This window comes from Ensifer adhaerens (genome assembly GCF_000697965.2).
GTDB lineage: Bacteria > Pseudomonadota > Alphaproteobacteria > Rhizobiales > Rhizobiaceae > Ensifer > Ensifer adhaerens.
Genome location: NZ_CP015880.1, coordinates 1,455,814 through 1,476,874, shown reverse-complemented (window position 1 = coordinate 1,476,874; position 21,061 = coordinate 1,455,814). Strand labels below are relative to the sequence as shown.

The 21,061-nt window shown below is 61.4% G+C and carries 22 protein-coding genes and 3 tRNA genes; 14 read left to right on the top strand and 11 right to left on the bottom strand.

Features of this window, described 5'->3' with window-relative positions; genetic code table 11:
- Positions 1-5 precede the first annotated feature (5 nt).
- On the bottom strand, positions 6-2,354 hold the full coding sequence (eutB, locus tag FA04_RS07115; protein ID WP_034791208.1) for an ethanolamine ammonia-lyase subunit EutB: 2,349 nt from the start codon (positions 2,352-2,354) through the stop codon (positions 6-8).
- 161 nt (positions 2,355-2,515) lie between these two features.
- Positions 2,516-3,541 carry an alcohol dehydrogenase AdhP gene (gene adhP / locus FA04_RS07110; RefSeq protein WP_034791206.1) on the bottom strand — a complete coding sequence of 342 codons (1,026 nt, stop codon included), beginning with the start codon at positions 3,539-3,541 and terminating at the stop codon, positions 2,516-2,518.
- A 376-nt stretch (positions 3,542-3,917) separates the two neighbouring features.
- On the opposite strand from adhP, the gene FA04_RS07105 reads away from it, so the two are divergent.
- Positions 3,918-3,993: transfer RNA gene (locus tag FA04_RS07105), tRNA-Ala, on the top strand.
- A 153-nt stretch (positions 3,994-4,146) separates the two neighbouring features.
- Here FA04_RS07105 and FA04_RS07100 read toward each other — a convergent pair.
- Together FA04_RS07100 and FA04_RS07095 are read right to left on the bottom strand one after the other, a co-directional pair.
- Entirely contained in the window at positions 4,147-4,749 is a 603-nt protein-coding gene (locus FA04_RS07100; RefSeq protein WP_127889043.1) for a hypothetical protein, read from the bottom strand.
- Between the two features lie 118 nt (positions 4,750-4,867).
- A complete protein-coding gene (locus FA04_RS07095; RefSeq protein WP_127889042.1) occupies positions 4,868-5,500 on the bottom strand; it encodes a hypothetical protein in 633 nt (210 codons plus the stop codon).
- A gap of 323 nt (positions 5,501-5,823) precedes the next feature.
- On the opposite strand from FA04_RS07095, the gene FA04_RS07090 reads away from it, so the two are divergent.
- Both FA04_RS07090 and lexA read left to right on the top strand, forming a co-directional pair.
- Positions 5,824-6,120: a hypothetical protein gene (locus FA04_RS07090; protein ID WP_034791202.1), complete on the top strand. Its 297-nt coding sequence runs from the start codon at positions 5,824-5,826 to the stop codon at positions 6,118-6,120.
- Between the two features lie 236 nt (positions 6,121-6,356).
- Positions 6,357-7,079 (top strand): transcriptional repressor LexA, encoded by a 723-nt coding sequence (gene lexA, locus FA04_RS07085; protein WP_034791199.1) that lies wholly within the window; start codon positions 6,357-6,359, stop codon positions 7,077-7,079.
- An 88-nt stretch (positions 7,080-7,167) separates the two neighbouring features.
- On the opposite strand, the gene FA04_RS07080 is transcribed toward lexA, so the two are convergent.
- The 4 genes from FA04_RS07080 to FA04_RS07065 form a co-directional block, all read right to left on the bottom strand.
- Positions 7,168-7,509: a hypothetical protein gene (locus FA04_RS07080; protein WP_034791197.1), complete on the bottom strand. Its 342-nt coding sequence runs from the start codon at positions 7,507-7,509 to the stop codon at positions 7,168-7,170.
- Between the two features lie 197 nt (positions 7,510-7,706).
- Positions 7,707-7,780 (bottom strand) — tRNA-Cys (locus tag FA04_RS07075).
- Between the two features lie 152 nt (positions 7,781-7,932).
- Positions 7,933-8,667, bottom strand: a complete 735-nt coding sequence (locus FA04_RS07070; RefSeq protein ID WP_034791192.1) for a thermonuclease family protein — start codon at positions 8,665-8,667, stop codon at positions 7,933-7,935.
- A gap of 211 nt (positions 8,668-8,878) precedes the next feature.
- A complete protein-coding gene (locus FA04_RS07065) occupies positions 8,879-9,172 on the bottom strand; it encodes a hypothetical protein (RefSeq protein WP_034791391.1) in 294 nt (97 codons plus the stop codon).
- Between the two features lie 159 nt (positions 9,173-9,331).
- Here FA04_RS07065 and FA04_RS07060 point away from each other — a divergent pair.
- The 5 genes from FA04_RS07060 (at position 9,332) to FA04_RS07040 (ending at position 13,070) form a co-directional block, all read left to right on the top strand.
- A tRNA-Asn gene (locus FA04_RS07060) sits at positions 9,332-9,406 on the top strand.
- A gap of 98 nt (positions 9,407-9,504) precedes the next feature.
- Complete coding sequence (locus FA04_RS07055; protein ID WP_034791171.1) at positions 9,505-10,968, top strand: cryptochrome/photolyase family protein; 1,464 nt, start codon at positions 9,505-9,507, stop codon at positions 10,966-10,968.
- Between the two features lie 85 nt (positions 10,969-11,053).
- Positions 11,054-12,307 carry an SAM-dependent methyltransferase gene (locus tag FA04_RS07050; RefSeq protein ID WP_090428172.1) on the top strand — a complete coding sequence of 418 codons (1,254 nt, stop codon included), beginning with the start codon at positions 11,054-11,056 and terminating at the stop codon, positions 12,305-12,307.
- Positions 12,308-12,385: 78 nt separating this feature from the next.
- Positions 12,386-12,757, top strand: coding sequence for an SMR family transporter (locus FA04_RS07045; protein WP_034791133.1), 372 nt, complete (start codon positions 12,386-12,388; stop codon positions 12,755-12,757).
- Complete coding sequence (locus tag FA04_RS07040) at positions 12,744-13,070, top strand: SMR family transporter (protein WP_034791131.1); 327 nt, start codon at positions 12,744-12,746, stop codon at positions 13,068-13,070. The genes FA04_RS07045 and FA04_RS07040 overlap by 14 nt, the downstream gene beginning before the upstream one ends.
- Here the strand turns inward: FA04_RS07040 and FA04_RS07035 are convergent.
- Complete coding sequence (locus tag FA04_RS07035) at positions 13,058-13,900, bottom strand: SDR family NAD(P)-dependent oxidoreductase (protein WP_051659213.1); 843 nt, start codon at positions 13,898-13,900, stop codon at positions 13,058-13,060. The two genes, FA04_RS07040 and FA04_RS07035, sit on opposite strands and share 13 nt — an antisense overlap.
- 304 nt (positions 13,901-14,204) lie before the next feature.
- Between FA04_RS07035 and FA04_RS07030 the strand changes: the two genes are divergently transcribed.
- The 5 genes from FA04_RS07030 to FA04_RS07010 all read left to right on the top strand — a co-directional run bounded on the left by FA04_RS07030 (position 14,205) and on the right by FA04_RS07010 (position 18,001).
- Entirely contained in the window at positions 14,205-15,245 is a 1,041-nt protein-coding gene (locus tag FA04_RS07030) for a cysteine synthase A (protein WP_034791127.1), read from the top strand.
- Between the two features lie 7 nt (positions 15,246-15,252).
- Positions 15,253-16,002, top strand: a complete 750-nt coding sequence (locus tag FA04_RS07025; RefSeq protein WP_034791125.1) for an alanyl-tRNA editing protein — start codon at positions 15,253-15,255, stop codon at positions 16,000-16,002.
- Between the two features lie 16 nt (positions 16,003-16,018).
- Positions 16,019-16,873 (top strand): 3-mercaptopyruvate sulfurtransferase, encoded by an 855-nt coding sequence (gene sseA / locus FA04_RS35840; protein ID WP_034791123.1) that lies wholly within the window; start codon positions 16,019-16,021, stop codon positions 16,871-16,873.
- 4 nt (positions 16,874-16,877) lie between these two features.
- Positions 16,878-17,441, top strand: coding sequence for a GNAT family N-acetyltransferase (locus FA04_RS35835; RefSeq protein WP_034791121.1), 564 nt, complete (start codon positions 16,878-16,880; stop codon positions 17,439-17,441).
- Positions 17,442-17,533: 92 nt separating this feature from the next.
- Positions 17,534-18,001: a DUF1203 domain-containing protein gene (locus tag FA04_RS07010; RefSeq protein WP_034791118.1), complete on the top strand. Its 468-nt coding sequence runs from the start codon at positions 17,534-17,536 to the stop codon at positions 17,999-18,001.
- Between the two features lie 53 nt (positions 18,002-18,054).
- On the opposite strand, the gene ald is transcribed toward FA04_RS07010, so the two are convergent.
- Complete coding sequence (gene ald / locus FA04_RS07005) at positions 18,055-19,173, bottom strand: alanine dehydrogenase (protein WP_034791117.1); 1,119 nt, start codon at positions 19,171-19,173, stop codon at positions 18,055-18,057.
- A gap of 155 nt (positions 19,174-19,328) precedes the next feature.
- On the opposite strand from ald, the gene FA04_RS07000 reads away from it, so the two are divergent.
- Entirely contained in the window at positions 19,329-19,790 is a 462-nt protein-coding gene (locus FA04_RS07000) for an Lrp/AsnC family transcriptional regulator (RefSeq protein WP_034791115.1), read from the top strand.
- A 14-nt stretch (positions 19,791-19,804) separates the two neighbouring features.
- Here the strand turns inward: FA04_RS07000 and FA04_RS06995 are convergent, their stop codons facing one another.
- Positions 19,805-21,052: a GGDEF domain-containing protein gene (locus tag FA04_RS06995; RefSeq protein ID WP_034791114.1), complete on the bottom strand. Its 1,248-nt coding sequence runs from the start codon at positions 21,050-21,052 to the stop codon at positions 19,805-19,807.
- Between the last annotated feature and the right edge of the window lie 9 nt (positions 21,053-21,061).

Genomic DNA, 21,061 nt, shown 5'->3' with positions numbered 1-21,061 from the left:
TGTGGTCACCCGAATCGCCGGCTGCCGTTTACGTCCTTGCCGATGATCTCCCGGATAATGGTCAGGGTTTCCTTCGCCGCCTCCCTGGGTGCGAGTGCGGTATCGGCGACGTTGCTGACCAGCTTCGTCATATCGTGATCGATATCCTTCTCAGCCCAACGCTTGCCCTTCGCAACCGTGATGTAGACCGAGTAGGCGTGGTGCATGGTTCCGGGCCGCTCGCCGATGATGTGGAGAATTCCGCGAAACGTGTTGGGATCGGCGTCGGCAAACAGCATCTCGCCAATCCGGTAGCCGGCCCGCACTCTGCCGCTGGTGACCAGGATATTCTTGTCGCTCACCGACACGCCGGCATCGCCGAGCAGCCTGCGCATCTCCTCCAGGTAGGGCGAAAGATGGCCGTCATCCATGATGGCCTTGGCGTTCAGACCATCTGAGATGACAATCTGGCCCTTGGGCATATCGCCTTTCCAGGACGTCCTGATCGCGTCAATCGCCCTGATTGAGTCCGGGCTCAGCGTTTCACCGGTCGTCGGATGCGCGATGTAGTCGTTCCGGTCCTTGGACAGGGTGCGAACCGGAACGACGCTGGGCACTGCCGCTATGAACTCCGGCGTAAGCTCGGCCCAAAGAGAGAGTTTGGCGTCGTCATAAAGACCCCTCACTTTCGTCGCGAGCGACGGGTTGAGATCCCATATCTTCTCACCGTGGCCCGTGGCCAGGTCGACGCCTCTTGCCTCGACCTCCGTCATCATCCGCCTGCCCTCGGCGTAAACGGCGTCCTTGGAGCGCTTGTCCCCCTTGGCGAGGCGGTACTGATAATAGACCCAAAGAGGATCGCCGTATTTTGACGTGTAGCTGTTGTCCTTGCCGACAATTCCAAGGCGTTTGTAGAAATCCCACATCGCATCGTTGACCTTGAAGCCGAACTTATCCCTCACGCGTACGTGGTCCTGGAATGCGGTCGTGAGATAGCTCAACATCGGGTCGTTCTTGGTCGGCAGAGCAATCAGATAGGCCGGATTGGCCGGCATGATCTGATCCTGGCACCAATCCAGATCGTCCAGGCTGACGGTCATGTGCAGGGTCGTGCATATATCGAGACCGATGGTCAGCCCATGGAGCTTGCCCATGACCATGTCCTCGAGGCAGCACCGAACGAGTTGTTCTCGGCTCTTGAAGACCTCCGGCCCAATGAAGCCGGCGACGTCGTTGACATGCAGCCATGCGCCTTTCGGCTGCACTTTCGCAAGCTCCATGCCGACAGCCCGGCTGAACCCGTACTTCCGGGACTCAAGCACCATCATGTCGACGCCGTTTGCCGCGCCGTTGGTGAATTCCGAGCCCTGTCCGGTTTCGAAGTAAAGGCCGTACCGCTCCCCTGCCTTGGCGCGCGCATATTTCAGGATCTTCTCATTGGTGATGTCGAAGATCTTGTTGCAATCATCCGTACCGGCAAGGCTCTGGAACACGGTGGAAACTGTGCCGGGGAAGTCTTCGCTTACCTCACCTTGGACGTCGATGTGAGCGAGCACGCACCACGGAATGACGTCGACCAGCTTGAACGTATCCGCGATGTCCTTGAGCGCCCGCTCCACCGTGACGACGCTGTCGACGGTGCTGTCCACCGGGTTGGTGCCGATGACGATGTCGCCGGTCGCATAGGAAAACGCATCGAAGACCTGCCACATGATGTCGTCGGGGTGGTCGGTCGGCGAATTCGGCTGGATACGTGCGCCCATGTATCCCTTGGCCCCCAACTTGGTGCCGGGCATGACATTGAAAATCTTCTGGCTGACGGCGATCAACTCTTCATTGCTCATCAGCTTCGGCACGCAGCCGATGGTATCGCTGGTCAGGCCATGCATGACGCCTTTGATCTCATCTTCCGATTTGGTCAGAAGAAATTCCTTCAGCTGGCCCATCGTCCAGTCTTTCAGCTTTTCTTGTTGAGCCCTGTCGGTGGTCTGCCAAATCAGTCGTTGCAGATCGTCCTCAAACAGCGGGTGCTGATCGAGGTCTGCGATCTTCGTTCTTGCCAGGAGGGCTCGGGCGTTCGTTCGGGACGTATCATTTTCCGCAGCCACAGCGATCGTCTGGTCTCCTTCCTTGAACGCATTCGCGCATCCCAGAACTTGCCGATAGGTCGTCTCGTCAAAGCCGCCCTTGATCCTGCTGATATAGGCAAAGATGTCCTCATCCTGCTTCACGTCGTCGATCACGAGGTTGCTTGGGCCTGGCGCGGCACGGGCAGCATGACTGTAGGCTGTAAGCGTGGCCGCCGCAGTTCCCGCCACCAGCAGGAGATCGCGCCTGGACAGTGCATGCTGGTCTGAGAACATGCCTTTGCTCATTGCCATTTCCTTTCTGCAAAAGGTCTATCGGCATCTCGCCCGACGGCCCTCTGGTGACCGGCGATCTAAGGAAGGCGCATAAGAGTAAATGCTCGACACGTGTCCCTTGGGCATCGACACGGACCCGGCGAGCCTCGACCAGCCGGGCCTGTCAAAGTCGATTACTGCAGGCTCATCACGATGCGACCGTCGATCTTCCCGGCTTCCATGCGGCGGAAGATCTCATTGATATTCTCGAGGCTATCCCACGAAAAATGCGGCGCGACTTTGCCTTCAGCGGCGAACTGGAGCGACTCTTCCAGGTCCTGGCGGGTGCCGACGATCGATCCACGCACGGTGATGCGCTTAAGAACAGTCTCAAAGACCGGCACCGAGATCATACCTGGGGGCAGGCCGACGAGCGCCATGGTGCCGCGCGAACGCAGGAAACCGAACGCCTGTTCCATCGCAGCGGGCGAGACTGCAGTCACAAGCGCTCCATGCACGCCGCCGGTGGCCTTGATCACCTGCTCGACCGCATCCTTGGCCTTGCCGTTGACTGTCAGGTCGGCGCCCAATTGCTTTGCAAGTGCCAGCTTGTCGTCGAAGATGTCCGCCGCGACGACATGCATGCCCATCGCCTTTGCGTACTGCACGGCCATGTGGCCAAGCCCCCCGATGCCGGAGATGGCAACCCATTCACCGGGACGGACTTCCGTTTCCTTCAACCCCTTGTAAACGGTGACCCCGGCACACAGAACCGGCGCGGCAGGACCGAACTCCAGCCCATTGGGCAGGCTGCCGACGAAATCAGGATCCGCCAGGCCATATTCGGCGAACGTCCCGTTGACCGAGTATCCCGTGTTCGACTGGGCCGCACACAGCGTCTCCCAACCGGTGCGGCAATGCGGACAGTAGCCGCAGGCGCTGTGAAGCCAGGGAACGCCGACCCTGTCGCCCTCTTTCACTCTTTTGACACCGGCGCCGACCGCCGAGACATAGCCGACCCCCTCGTGCCCGGGAATGAACGGTGGGCTGGGCTTCACCGGCCAGTCGCCATTTGCAGCATGGAGATCGGTATGGCAAACGCCCGTTGCTTCGTATTTCACCAGGATCTGTCCCGGCTGCGGCGTGGGCACTGCCACTTCCTCGATCGTCAGGGGCGCGCCGAATTGCCGAACGACGGCTGCCTTCATCGCCTGAGCCATTTGCCAATCCTCCTCCAATCGCCGGGCCACGGAGAGGTTTCTTTGGGAACAGTGGGCCGGCAGGGGCCTATCTCACATACGAAAATCGTGTAATTGGCTCGAGCATCATGGCGCTCACAGCCAGTGCCCGGACGTCATTTCCTGCTTGGCGTATACCGCCAACACTTCAACGCGGTTCACGTAGCGCCATCGTCAGGTTGCAGCGTAAACCCGCCGGCAGAGTTCGACAATGGGTGGAGTGCAGAAGCGGTTCAGAGACCGACCGCCTTCGGCGCCCGGCCGGATCGAACAACGCATATCGTGCAACGGCGTTCGAGCGGGCGCGCTGGCGCGCGTATTGACAGGATCGGCGCCGGTCGTGTTGACTGAATGCTACGGGGCCGTAGCTCAGTTGGGAGAGCGCCGCAATCGCACTGCGGAGGTCGAGGGTTCGACTCCCTTCGGCTCCACCAAAACGATCAGAAGGTGCCCGGTTGCCGAGGTATCGGAACAGCGGCTGATTTGTCATCAGCAGATCGCCAGTTCGAGTCTCTCTGGGGACACCGCCATGCTAAGCCACCGTCCGGCCTTCGCGAAACGCTGCCCGATCCCGTGGCCACCTGCTTTCAGAGGCTGAACGGATCCCGCGCCGAGCGCTTCTCGCTCGGTGCATTGAACGGGTCGGCTTTCTTCTCCTTGGACTTGCGGCCCTCGTCGGCGATAATCTCGTCGACCGCCCGCTGGCACTTCATCAGCTCGTCGGCCGCCGGGCCGGTGCCGCGCAGGCTGAGATTTGCGATGACGCGATCTTCAAACGCGATGGCCAAGGCCCGCTTGCGCACGAAGCCCGTCAGGAACTCGGCGTCGGTGACGTTCACGAACAGAAACTTTCCGCTCGCATCACCGGCAGCGGTCGCCGAAGCGCTCCAGGGATCGGTCTTGTCGAAGCGGAAGGTCAGGTCGTACTCTTTGCCGACCTCGAGCGACCTCCAGTCGTCGCTGGCGAAGCTCATATAGAGCGGCGACTCGGAGCCCTTGGGATAGAACCCAAGGCGCAAGGTGACCCCGCCGTCGAATACCGATGAGATGAAGCAGGAGCCCTCCATCGAGGTGTCGGAAGCAACGGTCCAGCCGTCGACATCCTTCCACTTGATGATTTCGGACTCCTCAGCCGCGGCCGATCCCGCGGCGATCAGACAGCTTACCAATCCGACCAGCAATCTACGCATGCAAAACCCCCGTTTGCCCGCATTTTGATAGGTCCCCCCGTCACTGTCGAGGGTACCTAGCCGATCCCAGGCAATATTTTAGGAATATTCACCTCTCTGCGGCAAGCGGACGCGCCCATCACATGGCGAAAGGATCTTTCGACGACTTGGTCTGGCCGCCGCCGGCAAAGGGATCGTTGTTCGGCGCATTGCCACCGGCACCCGCAAAGGGATCGTTCGCCGCTCCCTGACCGCCATTCGGGATCAAGGCGCTCACCGCCTCCTGGCACTTGAACATCTCGCTTACCGCCTTCATCGAATCACGCAGGCTGAGGCTCGCGACGACGCGCCCCTCGAAGGCCAGCGCCAAGGTGTTCTTGCGAACGAATTCGGTAAAGAAGTCGGTGTTGGAAAAGTTGACGACAAGGGCCCTGGCGCCGGTCAGATCAACACCGAACGCAACGGCCGGCCACTGACGACCACGGTCGAGCTGCAAGGCAACATCGTATTCCCGCTGCGGCTCGATGGACTTCCATTCGGCATTGCCGATCGAAAGAAACGCCAGGTTCGTCGATCCCCGCGGATAAAAGCCGATACGAAGGATAGCGCCGGCGTCATAGCTCGTCGCCGCGTAACACGAGCCGCCCAGGGAGCGATCGGATCCCACCGTCCAGGCGTTGATCCGTTTCCAGATATTCGAACGCCCTTCTTCGGCAGACGCCGCTCCAGCCGTGAGCAACAGGCCGAGCACCACCAACGACAATCTATGCATGCAACCACCCCACTTTCCACGCAAAGTTATCTTTTTTTAGAGGCCTGTCGAGACGGTGAAGGCCCTTCCCCGCAGGGATTTTTGCGCGCCCCAGGCCCGATGCGAAAGCTGGCAGCTCCGATGCATTCTCCGCGCCGGTCCATGAAGAACGGCCGAGACGAGGTTGAGATCGAGCGGCTGGCGCAAATCAGCCACAGCCTGCGGGCAAAGAGCTGTTGAACATGGCAGAGTGATCGCCATGCTTGCTGGACTTCGGAACGAAAGCGCGGTTCACATCGTTTACCAACCCGTAGTCCCACCCCTTCATCAAGTGGACGATCACCGTGCTTGCCGCCCTGCTTCTCGCTTCGATAGTCGCATCGCCCAATATGCCTGACGTCAAGCTCAGTGCCGCGACGGTGGATGAACTCCAGACCGATTTCGAACGGGCCGTGCCGTGCCATCAGATCGATGGACGCAATGTTTGGAAGGGCGCGCTCGCCTTCTACATCCAGTCCTTCGTTTATGACGGCGATACGCCCGTTGCGACCGATGCGGCCGACGCAGTGCTTCCGGAAGACAACAGCGCCGAAACGGTGAAGGAGTTCGAAGACGCCTGCTCGGCCTCGCAAGCGACTTAAGTCTCTCCGCGAAGAGAGCCGCGATTCGTTCGAATCACGCGCGCGATTGACCTGCCCGGCGCTGTTTTGGGACGCAACCGTCGCCGAAAACCGCCCCGCTCCCGCAAAAGTGACCAATCGCCCCCCACAGAAGCAGCCAATTGCCTGAATTCACGGAATTTTAGGCACTTGCGGAACACATATGGAACAGATAGTGTCTGTTCTTGATTTGTTTCACGCCTCTGGAGCGACGTGCCATGCTGACCCGCAAGCAACAGGAATTGCTTCTGTTCATCCACGAACGCATGAAGGAGTCGGGCGTACCGCCGTCTTTCGATGAAATGAAGGATGCGCTCGACCTTGCGTCGAAGTCCGGCATTCACCGTTTGATCACGGCGCTCGAAGAACGCGGGTTCATTCGCCGGTTGCCGAACCGGGCGCGCGCGCTCGAAGTCATCAAGCTTCCGGAAGCCTACGCCGCCGGCCAGCAACAGCCGCGCAGGGGCTTCTCGCCGAGCGTGATCGAGGGCAGCCTCGGAAAGCCGCCGGCCGCCGCTCCTGCCACGCCGAAGCCGGCGCCGGTCGCCGAAAGCACGTCTGTTTCCGTCCCGGTGATGGGGCGCATCGCTGCCGGCGTGCCGATCTCGGCGATCCAGAACAACACCCATGACATTACCGTTCCGCTCGACATGATCGGCAGCGGCGAGCATTACGCCCTCGAAGTAAAGGGCGATTCGATGATCGAGGCCGGCATCTTCGATGGCGACACGGTGATCATCCGCAACGGCAACTCGGCCAATCCCGGCGACATCATCGTGGCGCTCGTGGACGACGAGGAAGCGACGCTGAAGCGCTTCCGTCGCAAGGGCGCGTCGATTGCGCTCGAAGCGGCCAACCCCGCCTACGAGACGCGCATTTTCGGACCGGATCGCGTGAAGATCCAGGGCAAGCTCGTCGGGCTGATCCGCCGCTACCATTGAATTCCAGGCAGAACGCCGAATCAAAAGAGCCTCGCCACTGAAAGTGGCGAGGCTCTTTCCGTTTAAGGCGACCTGAAATCCAGATCGCTTATTCGTGGATCGTGTATTCGCCGAGTTCGCAGAGATCCTGCGTGTCCTCGGTCGTATCGAGGGCCGAGCCTTCCTCGAATTCGAATCGCATGTCGTATTTGCAGACGTCCCGCCCGTCGGCAATGGTGATCTCCATGCTCTCGCCGGGGTTCAGGACCTGCCGACCGAAAACATCGTCTTCCCATTCATTGACGCCGACCGGCGACGTATAGAAATTCGTCAGTACCGCGCCGGTGTTGTTCTTCAGCTGGAAAACCAGGTCGTCCGCGCGCGCCTCCATAGCGGTCGCCGCAAAACACGCCAACGCCGTCAGGATCAGTCTCTTTTTCATTGATGCCATTGCCTCCGTTCTTAATGTTGACGGACGCTACCGATACGGTTGATCTCAGCGGAGTCATCGTTCCCCCTCTACCGAATTCACCGAAGCGATAAGATCCGACGGAGGCATAGGCGACGTGGCTTGCGCGGACGTGTCGCGAATTTTACCGCGCTGCCCTAAGGCAGAACGCCAAACCAAATTTAACGAGGTGAGATTATTGGAGGCCTCGCCCGGAATTGAACCGGGGTACAAGGATTTGCAGTCCTCTGCGTCACCACTCCGCCACGAGGCCTCACAGCTCGGATAACCAAGCGTTGGCGCGGATTTAGAATGATTGCAGAAAAACCGCAAGAGGCATTTTCTGAAAAACGCGCCGTCGATTTGCAGGACGGATACTTTCCACAGAACGATCGACGATGTCCGCCGATCGTCTCCCAGCTGATCTCAGCACCAGGGCGTCGGGCGCCCTTCCCACGGCCGCACGAGCCCCTCGGAAACGAGTACACGTCCAAGAGATTGGTCACCGCGGGTGACCAGGCGCAGTTTCTCGCCGGCCTTGGCATCTGATCGCCCTCCCGCCGAGATCAGCCTGAAGTCGCCTGCATTCAGCAATTCGCGCAGGCGCTGCTTGGCGTAGAAGCCGCGCGAACGCTCCTTGTCGCAGCTTGCCTGGCGGATTCGCGGCGCATCGACATCGGCGACGCGGATCGTCTCGCCATGGAAGACGAAGGTCGCGCCATCGATCACGCAGTTGTCGTTGCGAATGCCGCAAAAATAGAACTGATCGGTACGGATGGATGCCGTCTTCACCTCTTCATTCGGCCGCACGAGAGGGGTTGGCGGCGTGACGCCGACATTCACCGACGGCACCGGGGCGGCCAGGGCAACCTTCGTCGCCGGGTTGGGCTTCGGATTCGGTTTGTGCCTATCCGCCTGCTGGGCAACGCGCTCCTGCGCTTCAGGAACCGCGCGCTGAGGCTTCGGCTTCGTTTCCGATCGCGATGCAAAGGCCATGACATCGGAAACCACCGGCCAGTGCCGCAACTCGGCGCGATGGTCGTAGGCCATGACGCCGCCAAGGGTGAGCGCTGCGGCCAGATACCACGGCGCCATGCCGCCCTGTTTGCTGGTGCTTCGGCCCGAACTGCGGCGTCGACGTTTCGTAGTGGCTTTGGCCATCGGTCCCCATCCTGATTCGAGACCGCATTATGCGTTTGATGGGTTGCCGAAAAGTTTTCGAGGGCACCCCAACAGAGGGGAAGACCGCCAGGAACCGGTCATTCGCCTGCGCGGCCACGGCCCTTGTTGAGAGATTCGGAATTGCTACGGGACGGCCAAAACTGCCGACCGCCCTGCCCTCGACAACAAGATCGTTAAATCGGCGTCCGCCTCAGGAGCCGTTCGACGAGTTGGCCTTCCCGCGCCAGCGCGCCCACCAGACGGCCAGACGACGACGGCGGCGGCGAACCGAGGGAATGTCGTGGGAAAGCACGATCAGGCCCAACGGTATCATCCAGAAGCCCAGCACGGGCAAGAAACCGAGAAAACCACAAAACACCAGCAGCGAACCCAGCAGGATGCGCAGCAGGGGCGAGTCGGGCAACGCGATACGCCATTTTCCCAGCACGATCTGTCGTGTTTGCGGATCAATGCCGAAATGCGTCTGCTTCCTGTTTTTATTCATCATTCCCTATCCGGCGTGTTTTCCCACAATTGGGGACTTCTCCACAGCCTCGCAACGGAACTTGTCATTTTTTTTGAAAAAAGCGCTTGGCAAATCAGAAAAGCATGCGTATTAGCAGCCTCACTTCTGAAGCGCACAGCACAACAGCGGCGCGGATGATCCCTGGTAGCTCAGCGGTAGAGCATTCGACTGTTAATCGACAGGTCGCCGGTTCGAATCCGGCCCGGGGAGCCACTTTCTAAAAGAGCCATTTGCAGCGATGCGAATGGCTCTTTTTCATTTTGCACCTATGTTCTCCAGGTGATCAATCCCCAACCTCCCGATGGTTCTTCATGACAAAGGCCGCGGCGCCGCCCATCATCGTCTGGTTCCGCAAGGATCTCCGCCTGGCCGACAATCGCGCCCTCTCGGCTGCCGCCGGCGAGGCAGCCGTCATTCCCCTCTATATTCGCGAACCCGCCGACAGCGGCAACGGTGCGCTCGGGGCGGCGCAGGCGTGGTGGCTGCACCATTCGCTCGAGGCCTTGGGCGCAAGTCTCGCGCGGCACGCTTCTCGCCTCGTTCTTCGATCAGGCGCGCCGCTTGACGTGATTGTCGAGATTGCGCGCGCAAGCGGTGCGGAGCGCATCTACTGGAACCGGCGCTACGACCCGAACGGCATCGCCACGGATACCGCGCTCAAGAAGGCGCTGGCCGAGCGGGGAATCATCACGGAGAGCTTTGCAGGACAATTGCTGCATGAGCCCATGCGGCTGCTGACGACGACGGGCGGCCCCTACCGCGTGTTCACGCCGTTCTGGCGCGCGCTCGAACTGAAAAACGAGCTGGCACCGCCGATCGACCGGCCGCACCATATCGCAGCCCCGGGAGCATGGCCGCGATCGGAACGCCTTGACGACTGGTCGCTGCTGCCGACGAAACCGGACTGGGCGGCGACATTCAGCGAGGTCTGGACGCCGGGCGAAGACGGTGCGGCCACCCGTCTCGAAGAATTCGTCGATGAGAAGCTCGACGCCTACAAACGCTGCCGCGACATTCCCGACGCGGATGGCACATCCCTGCTCTCGCCTCATCTCGCCTTTGGCGAAATTTCGCCGGCGCAGGCCTGGCATGCGGCAGCTGGGCCCCAGGCCGATAGCGGCGAAGGGGCGGCCACCTTCCGCAAGGAACTCGCCTGGCGCGAATTCTCCTATCATCTGCTGTTTCATTATCCGGAGCTTGGCCGCCGCAACCTCGACCGTCGATTCGACCGCTTCCACTGGCTGAACGACGAGGACGATTTTACTCGATGGACCAGAGGGCTCACCGGATACCCGATCGTCGATGCCGGCATGCGCCAGCTATGGCGCCACGGCTACATGCACAATCGCGTTCGCATGATTGTCGCCTCCTTTCTCATCAAGGACCTGCTCGTCGACTGGCGCAAGGGAGAAGCCTGGTTCCGTGACACGCTGGTCGACGCGGATCCGGCCAACAATGCCGCAAGCTGGCAATGGGTCGCCGGATCGGGCGCGGACGCCGCACCGTTCTTCCGCATCTTCAACCCGGTCCTGCAAGGGGAGAAATTCGATCCCGACGGTCTCTATGTGAAGCGCTTCGTGCCGGAGCTGGAGCGCCTCCACCCGCGCTATGTCCATCGCCCCTTTGCAGCGCCCGCCACGACCCTTGCCGAAGCCGGCATCGAACTCGGCACGACCTACCCGAAACCGATCGTCGACCATGCCCTTGCCCGCGATCGGGCACTGGCAGCCTTCCGGCAGATCACAAGCGCAGCGGGACTCTCCGAGGAGACGTAGAGCCTCCGGTAGAATTCCTCAGTTGGCGTCTCGCCCGATTGCGGCTAGGCTCACGTTACGGATGCAACAGCTGAGGGGGTGGTGTATGCGTAACCTGGAAGCCGATTTTGCTGCATTTGCCGGTGCGGTGGAGCTATCTTCCGAAAATCTGGCGACGGCCGTGCGGGATTTCCCGCTCAAGGCGCGCATGGTGCTTGGCGCCCTGGTGCACCTTCAGGTGGGAACGTTGATGCTCGCCACGCCAGACGGCCGCAGGCTGGTGATCAAAGGCGCCAGGGCCGGCCCCAGCGCCATCCTCAACCTCAACAACTGGAACCTGCCGCAGCGTGCTATCTCGGGCGGCACCATCGGGGCTGCGGAAAGCTACATCGACGGCGACTGGGACAGTCCCGATGTCGGCGCCTTTCTCGAACTGTTCCTCGTCAACGCCGAAATCGGCAGGAATTTTCCGAACCGTGCGCGCGGGCTCCTTCGCCTTTTCGACAAGTTCCTGCACTGGCGCAATGCCAACACCCACTCCGGCGCGCGCCGCAACATCTCGGCCCATTACGACCTCGGCAACGCCTTCTACAGCGAATGGCTGGATCCGAGCATGACCTATTCGTCTGCGCTTTATGCAACGGGCGCCAATGATCTTCGCTCAGCGCAGAAAGCCAAATACCGCGCGCTCGCGGAAGCGACGAACCTGCGCACCGGCGATCATGTGCTTGAGATCGGCTGCGGCTGGGGCGGCTTTGCCGAGTTCGCGGCAACGGAAATCGGCTGCAAGGTCACGGGGCTGACGATCAGCCGCGAGCAACTGGCCTTCGCACGCGAACGCATGCAGCGTGCGGGCCTTGCCGACCGGGTCGAATTGAAGTTCCAGGACTATCGTGAAGAAAAGGGTACCTATGACCGCATCGTCTCGATCGAGATGTTCGAGGCCGTCGGCGAAAAATTCTGGGCAACCTATTTCTCGCAGCTGAAGCGGTGCCTGAAACCCGGGGGCAAGGCCGGACTGCAGATCATCACGATCAAGCCCGAATCCTACGAGGAGTATCGTTCCAATCCGGATTTCATCCAGAAATACGTCTTCCCGGGCGGCATGCTGCCAACGCGCGAGCATCTGGTCGAGCTTGGCCGCAATGTCGGCCTGCGGATGATCAACGACTTCGGCTTTGGCGTCGACTATGCCCGCACACTCGGCGAATGGCGGGAGCGGTTCTGGGCGGTCTGGAACAGGATCGAGCCGCTCGGCTTCGACCTGCGCTTCAAGCGGTTGTGGGAGTTCTACTTCTACTACTGCGAGGCCGGGTTCCGTGCCCGCAACATCGACGTCCGGCAGATCGTCTTCGAGTGAAGCGCACGGCGCGTCTTTACCGCGTCACCCGTAGCGCTTAAGAGGCGGTCGATCCAAGTTTCTGTTCAAAGGTACAGCATGCGTCTTGCATGGTTTTTCCTCGCGCTCGCCATCGCGACCGAAGTGGTGGGCCTGACGGTGATGAAGGCCGCTTCCGAAAGCGGCTCCTATCTCGGCCACATCGTCATGTATGTCTCGATCGCACTCTCCTACGTCTTCCTGGCAAAGGCGGTGAAGACGATATCGGTCGGCGTCGCCTATGCGATCTGGGAAGGTTCGGGCGTCGCCATCATCACCCTGGTTTCGGTTTTCGTCTTCGGCCATGTGCTGACCGGACGCGAAATGCTCGGGCTTTCGATGGCGATCGTCGGCATCCTGCTCGTCAATGCCGGCGAGTATCATGACGAGGACGAGGCAGCGCGTGAAGGAGCCACCGATGAGCGCGCCTAGCATCTACTTCGTTCTCGCGGTCGTGGCCGGCATCCTCGATATTGCGGCCAACCTCGCCTCGACGAAATCGGAAGGGTTCGCCCGCCGCGGCTGGGGCATCCTTTCGATTCTGCTAGTGCTCGCCGCCTTTGCCTTCCTAGCGGAAGCCATCAAGGGCATGGAGCTCGCCATCGCCTATGCGGTGCTTGGCGCAACCGGGATCTTCGGGACGGCCATCTGCGGCCGCTTCCTGTTCGGTCAGAAGCTGAAGCCGATCGGCTGGGTCGGACTGGCGCTCATCTTCGGCGCGGTGCTAGTGCTTCACACCGCCTGACGCGGGCGGCCGCCGGGTCCGGCGCGCTTCTGTCCTTCCATGGCCTCCGCCTTGCCGCGGGTCAGCCAGTTCAGCAGGCGGAAATAGAGGCTGTAGGGCAGCAGGTCCATGAGCTTCACCGCGTAGGCAAACCGGCGTGGGAAGGCAATTTCGAACCTTCGCGACTTCAGGCCGGCAACGATGCGCCTTGCCGCCTCTTCACTGTTCACCGGCGCCGGTCGCAGAAAGCGAATGCGCGCGGTCCCGGGCGTATCGACGAAGCCGGGGCTGATGATCTGCAGCCGGACGCCGAGCCGGTCGAGATCGAACTTCAGGCTTTCCGCCATATTGATCAGCGCGGCCTTGGTGGCGCCATAGGCGGCACTGGTCGGCAGTCCGCCGTAGCCGGCCACCGACGAGACGATGGCGATGTGTCCGTACCCCTGCGTCTTCATGTGGTCCACCGCCGGCAAGAGACAGTTGACGACGCCGTTGAGGTTGACGGCAAAGCTCTTCTCGAAGGCCTCGCGGTGAAGCTCGTCTCCGCGCACCGGCAGCGCGACCCCGGCGTTCAGCACCACGAGCGAAAGGTGCCCGTGATCATATTCGATCGCCGCCATCACCCGCTCCATGTCGGCAGGGTCAGTGACATCGCCGTCGAGCACGGTGATCCGCCCTTCGCTTGCTGCTTCATGCTGCAGGTCCACGAGCCTGTCGTGGTTTCTCGCCGTCACGACGACGGAATAGCCTTCCCGCACCAGCGCGAGCGCCAGTGCCCGCCCGGTTCCCGAGCTTGCGCCCGTCACCCAAGCCAGTTTCTGTTCCGATTTCGTAGATTGAATACTCATCACTCACTCCTCGGCACGCGCCGGGAAACACGTACGCATCTCCTTCTGTGGGCGAAAAATGACTTGCCCGGCCCTTCTTCGCGGCAGCGCTCCTTGCCGCCGGCTCTCGCAGTCCCTGGAGACGATTTTTGTTCGGGACAGAGCGACGGCGAAACGCTATTTCTTGCCTGAAGTGCAGGCTGAGCCGAAAACACGCCAACATTTCGGCGGTCCCGGAACGTTGTCGATATTCGCTGGCCGCCGTTCGCTTTTACCTGGTACGTGCCGCCTTACCGCGGTGCCTGTCCTCAAACACGAGGTTCTGAAAATGGCCATTTTCCCGTCCGTGCTCGAAGCAATCGGAAACACGCCTCTGATCCGGCTGAAATCCGTATCCGACGCGACAGGCTGCACGATCCTCGGCAAGGCCGAGTTTCTGAACCCCGGACAATCGGTGAAGGACCGCGCGGCGCTCTGGATCATTCGCCATGCGGAGCGCACCGGCCAGTTGCGGCCGGGCGGTGTCATCGTCGAAGGCACGGCCGGCAATACCGGCATCGGCCTGGCGCTGGTCGGCCAGGCGCTCGGCTACCGCACCGTCATCGTCATTCCGGAAACCCAGAGCCAGGAAAAGAAGGACGCCCTGCGGCTGCTCGGCGCCGAGCTGGTCGAAGTGCCGGCCGTTCCCTACAAGAACCCCAACAACTACGTGAAGATCTCCGGCCGCCTCGCCGAGCAACTGGCCAAGACCGAGCCAAACGGGGCGATCTGGGCCAACCAGTTCGACAACGTCGCCAACCGTGACGCCCATGTGGAGTCCACGGCGCCCGAGATCTGGCGCGACACGGACGGCAAGGTCGACGGCTTCATCTGCGCTGTCGGCTCCGGCGGCACGCTGGCCGGCGTCGCCCAGGGCCTCAGAGCGAAAAACCCCTCGGTCAAGATCGGCCTGGCGGACCCGCAAGGGGCGGCCCTCTACAATTTCTACGCCAATGGCGAACTGAAATCCGAAGGAAGCTCGATCACCGAGGGCATCGGCCAGGGCCGAATCACCGCCAATCTGGAAGGCTTCACTCCCGACTTCTCGTACCAGATTCCCGATTCGGAAGCCGTGCCTTACGTCTTCGACCTGATCGAGCGGGAAGGCATTTGCGTGGGTGGCTCGACGGGCATCAACATCGCCGGGGCCGTGCGGCTCGCCAAGGACCTCGGGCCGGGACATACGATCGTGACGATCCTGTGCGACTATGGTAACCGCTATCAGTCGAAGCTCTTCAACCCGGACTTCCTCGCCTCCAAGGGGCTGCCGGTGCCGACGTGGTTGAAGACGGCTTCCAACATTGCAGTGCCATACGAATCAGTTGGATAGGAATGCGATGACCAGGACCGTGACTGCCCTCTTCCGTGACGACTTCTACCTCTCGACATGTGAGGCCAGCGTCACCGGAATCCTCGAAGATGGCGGGATCGAGCTTGATCAGACCTGCTTCTATGCCACCTCCGGCGGCCAGCCTGGCGACACGGGTTTTCTGGAGCGCGCCGATGGCAGCCGCATCGACATCGCGGTCGCCCGCCATGGGGAGACCAAGGATATCATCATCCATGTGCCGGCCGAGGGCCAGCCGGCGCCCGAGATCGGCGAGAAGCTGGTTCTGCACATCGACTGGCCGCGCCGCTACCGGCTGATGCGCATGCACACGGCCTGCCATCTGCTTTCGGTCGTCTGCCCCTTCCCGATCACCGGAGCGTCGGTCGGCGAGGACGAGAGCCGTGTCGATTTCGACATGAACGAGACGATCGACCGGGACGAGGTCACAACAGCGCTGATGAAGCTCGTCGACGAAAACCACCCCGTTTACGTTCAGTGGATTACCGACGACGAGTTGGCCGCCAACCCCGGCATCGTCAAGTCGAAGAATGTTCGCCCGCCGATCGGCCTGGGGCGCGTCAGCCTTGTCTGCATCGGCGAGAACTCGGCGGTCGACAGCCAGCCCTGCGGCGGTACGCATGTGTCGGAGACGCAGGAAGTCGGCGCCATCCACATCGCCAAGATCGAGAAAAAGGGTAAGGAGAACCGCCGGTTCCGTATCCGCTTCGGCACCGCCGAAGACCGCGCATCAGTTTGAGTAAGGAGTTGCGATCGTGACCAACAACAAGAGCGCCTTTGTCGTTTCCGCCGATTGGCTGCAGGAGCGCCTCGGCGATCCCTCGATCCGGATCCTCGACGCGTCGTGGTACCTGCCGGCACAGAAACGCAACCCGAAGGTGGAATACGACGCCGGCCACATTCCCGGTGCTGTCTTCTTCGACCAGGATGCCATTGCCGACCATACGAGCGGCCTGCCGCATACGCTGCCTTCGCCGGAAGCCTTTGCCGAAGCCGTCGGTACGCTTGGCGTCAGCGAGACGGATACGATCGTCGTCTATGACGGCCCGGGCATCATGACGGCGCCGCGCGTCTGGTGGGAACTGCGCATCATGGGTGCCAAGAATGTCTATGTGCTCGATGGCGGCATGGACGGCTGGAACCGGGAAGGCCGACCCGTCAGCACGGATGTGCCCTCGCCCAAGCCGGCCACGTTCAAGCCGAGCTTTACGCCCAGCGCCGTTACCTCCTTGGCCGGAATGAAGCAGATCGTCGCCGACGGCGCGATCCAGATCGCCGATGCCCGTGGCGCCCCGCGTTTTTATGGCGAGGAAGCCGAGCCGCGTGCCGGCCTTCGTTCCGGTCACATGCCCGGCGCCCACAGCCTTCCTTCAGGCGTCTTTTCGGAAAACGGGAAGCTCAAGGATCTTGAGAGCCTCCGCCAGACCTTCGCAGCGGCCGGCGTCGATCTTTCGAAGCCCGTGGTCACGACCTGCGGATCGGGCGTAACTGCCGCCATCATCACCCTGGCGCTACAGTCGCTCGGCCACACCGACAACACGCTCTATGACGGATCCTGGTCGGAATGGGGTGGCCGCACCGACACCGCCGTCGTCACAGGTCGCGAGTGACGCCATGCGCCCTCCGAAGCTCGCCTCACTGACGGCGCACGTCACCGAACTCGAAATGACCGCTCCGCCGAAGCAGAGCCTGCCGATGCCGGTCAATATCCAGACGGCGATCCTGCGCGTCTCCGACATTCCGCTCGGCTACTATCGGTTTCTCTATCTGCGCGTCGGACGTCGCTGGCACTGGACCGAACGGCTGCGGATGAGCGACGAGGATCTGGCAGCACTGCTTGGCGACAAGCGGAGGAGCGTGACGGTTCTTTACGTCAACGGCGCGCCGGCCGGATTCTTCGAACTGCATCAGGGCGACGACGATGTGGTCGAACTTGTGCATTTCGGGCTGATGGAACACGCACTCGGCCTCGGGCTCGGCAAATGGTTCCTGCTGCAGACGCTGTTTGCCGCCTGGGCGCTGAATCCGAGCAAGCTGAAGGTGACCACCAACAACCTCGACCATCCCCGCGCGCTGCAGCTCTATCAGCAATTCGGCTTCTCGCCAGTCGCGACCCGCGAGGCCACGGTCGAGCCTTTGACCGATGCCGAGCTTCTGAGCCTGGTGAAAAACCTCTGACGAACACCATCCGGCAAGTTCCGGGTGTCCCGATGGCTGCGGCCGGTGCACTCTCCTGATCGAACAATTCAAGCCGATCAAGGAGATACACGATGTCGCTGCGCTATATTCCGATGTCTGACGCGGAAGCCCGCCGGATGAGAGAGGGCGGGCTGGACGCGTATGGCAATGCGCCGGAGCGACAGATCTCCGATGGCGACGGCGTACCGTGCCGTCATTGCCTGGATTATGTCGAAGCCGGCGCGCCCTATTTGGTTTTCGCGCTTCGACCGTTTTCCTCATTGCAGCCTTATGCGGAAACCGGCCCGGTGTTCATGCACGCCGAGGCGTGCCCGGCGCATGATGGCGAAACCCTGCCGCCGATCCTGAGCTCGCGTGACAGCTATCTCCTGCGCGGCTACGGCCCCGACGAACGGATCGTCTATGGGACCGGTGACGTCATCACCAGGGAACAGCTTGAAACTCGAGCGAATGAACTGCTGGCACGATCCGACATTTCAGCCGTCCATGTGCGCTCGACCAAGTACAGCTGCTACCAGTGCCGGATCGTCACCGCCTGACGCCTTCGTGGCAACCGGCCCGGCATCGCTGCCGGGCCGCTGGATCAATTCCGTCAGGCGACGTTCAGCACCGCTTCCGGCGCATAGGCATCATAGCCGAGTGCTTCAGCGACGGGTGCGTTTGTGACGCGACCGCGGTGCACGTTGAGGCCGGCGCGCAGATGCCGGTCTTCGGCAATCGCTTTCAGGCCCTTGTCGGCGAGTTGCAGACCATAATGCAGTGTCGCGTTGTTGAGCGCATGCGCCGAGGTCACCGGCACGGCACCCGGCATGTTCGCAACGCAGTAATGCACGATGCCGTCGACTTCATAGGTCGGATCGGAATGGGTCGTGGCATGCGAGGTTTCGAAGCAGCCGCCCTGGTCGATGGCGACATCGACGATGACAGCCCCCTTCTTCATGCCGGTCAGCATTTCGCGGGTCACAAGCTTTGGTGCTGCTGCCCCCGGGATGAGCACGGCGCCGATGACAAGATCGGCTGAAAACACTTCCTCTTCCAGCGCGTCAATGGTCGAATAGCGCGTGTGCACGCGGCCGGCAAAGAGATCGTCGAGCTGGCGCAGACGCGGGATCGAGCGATCGATGATGCTGACGTCAGCGCCAAGACCCGCCGCCATGCGGGCGGCATGCAGGCCGACGACACCGCCGCCGATGACGGTCACCTTGGCCGGCAGCACGCCCGGCACGCCGCCGAGCAGGATGCCGCGGCCGCCATTGGCCTTTTGCAGCGAGGTCGCACCGGCCTGGATCGCCAAGCGCCCGGCAACTTCCGACATCGGCGCAAGCAGCGGAAGGCCGCCGCGATCGTCGGTGACGGTTTCATAGGCAATCGCCGTGACGCCGGAATTCAACAGGCCCTTGGTCTGTTCCGGATCGGGCGCAAGATGCAGATAGGTATAGAGAATTTGGCCTTCGCGCAGTTGCGCCCATTCGGAGGGCTGCGGCTCCTTGACCTTGACGATCATGTCCGACTTTTCGAACACGTCCTTCGCCGTCGCGACGATTTTCGCGCCAGCGGCACGGTACGCATCGTCGTCCGCGCCGATCCCTGCCCCGGCCTTGGTCTCCACGATTACCTCGTGGCCATGGGCAACATATTCACGCACCGAGCCGGGCGTCAGGCCGACACGATATTCATGGTTTTTGATTTCCTTCGGGCAACCGACACGCATCCTTGCGTTCCTCTCCTGTTGGGCTTTGCGCCGCTTTTGACGAGGCAATCAGCAAAACACGCCGACAATCGAATGTCCTTGCAAAGACGAAAGCCAGCGCGCATTGATTTCGAAGAATGTTGCGACAATAGGCGCAGGATTGAGGGAAATCACGAATGAGCGAACTTGATGCCATCGATCATGCGATTCTGCGCATTCTTCAGCAGAACGGCCGGATCTCGAATGCCGACCTCGCAGCGAAGGTCGGACTCTCTCCGTCCGCCTGTTCTCGGCGCGTCGACATCCTGGAAAAATCGGGAACGATCGCCGGCTATCATGCGCGGATCGCCCATAAGGCGCTCGACTACCAGATCATGGTCATCGTGCATATTTCGCTCTCGGGGCAGTTCGCAAAGACGCTCGCCGAATTCGAGGCAGCGGTAAAGCTCTGTCCGAACGTGCTTGTCTGCTACCTGATGTCGGGAGAATATGACTACATCCTGCGGGTCGCGGCCAAGGATCTGCAAGACTACGAACGCATTCACCGTGACTGGCTTTCGGCCTTGCCCCATGTGGTGAAGATCAATTCCAGCTTCTCGCTGCGCGAAATCATCGATCGGCCGAATGTCGGCATCTGAAAGCGGCCGAAAACCTATCGGCCGACGACGCAATTGCGGCCGCGTCCCTTGGCGGCGTAGAGCCTCAGATCGGCCTGCGCCAGTAAATCCTCGACAGAGACCCCATCGGCAGGCGTCGAAGAAAGCCCGATACTCGCCGTAACCGAGCGACCGTCCGGCGTCGCAATCTGATCTGAGATCGCAATCCGGATCTCCTCGGCGCGGCGCAGCGCATCGGCATGCATCATTGCCGGACACAGGATCACGAATTCCTCGCCGCCATAGCGAAACAGCCGGTCGACCGGGCGCAATTTCGACTTCACCGTTTCCACCAGACGCTGCAACACACGGTCCCCTTCCAGGTGGCCAAATCGATCGTTCACACCCTTGAAGTGGTCGACGTCGATGATCATCAGCGTCACGGCTGCGTTTTCGGCGCTCGCGGCGCGCAGCATTGCCGGTGCCTCGGCCTCGAACCGGCTGCGGTCGAGCGAGCCCGTCAGCGTGTCCTGCCCGGAGCGCGACAAGAGGTCCTCGTAGCGCTCACGGAAGGTCAGCGTGTTGAAGATGTCGCCAAGCGGCCGGTCCGACATGGCAAGCGACGGGTGGCGCGAGAGGTTGAGATAAAGGCCGACGGCAATGGCATAGAAGGGTGCTGCCAGCATTTTCGCCATCCAGCCGCCCCAGAAGACCTCGGCCGGCGCGCCGTTCCACCAACGCAGCGCCGCATAGAAGGCGGCCTGATCGAAGGTGAGCACCACGAAACCGCAGATGAGGAAACGGACGGTCACGAAGTGACGCAACCACCGCCCGAGGCGCTCGTAGAGCAGGATGATCATCAGCGCATCGAAGTAGAGGATCGTCGTTCCCCAGACCATCAGCCACCCCATCTCGTCGATGAAGGCGAGGTCGGCGGAGCGCTCCGCGACGATCGACACCGTATCGTGCTGCCGCAACAGAAGGCTGAGCGCCACCGTCAGGAAATTGCCGGCGAGCAGACCATAGATCGGCTGGCGCACCGTTGCTGCGTCCTCCTTCACATAGAGGAGGAGGATCATCATCAGCTTACCGGAGAACAGCACGGCCGATCCGGGCGAAATCACGCCGAACGGCAGTTGCACATAAAAGACCGCGGCAAGATAGGTCTCGATGAAGTGCATGACGCCGAGGGCCGCGACAAAGACCCCGAGACCCAACCGGGCACGAAGGTGCAAAAGCCCGATCATCGCCGTGACGTAGACCAGTGCCTCGCCGACGAAGAGAATAAGGTTGGCGTTTGGCATGTGCTTGAG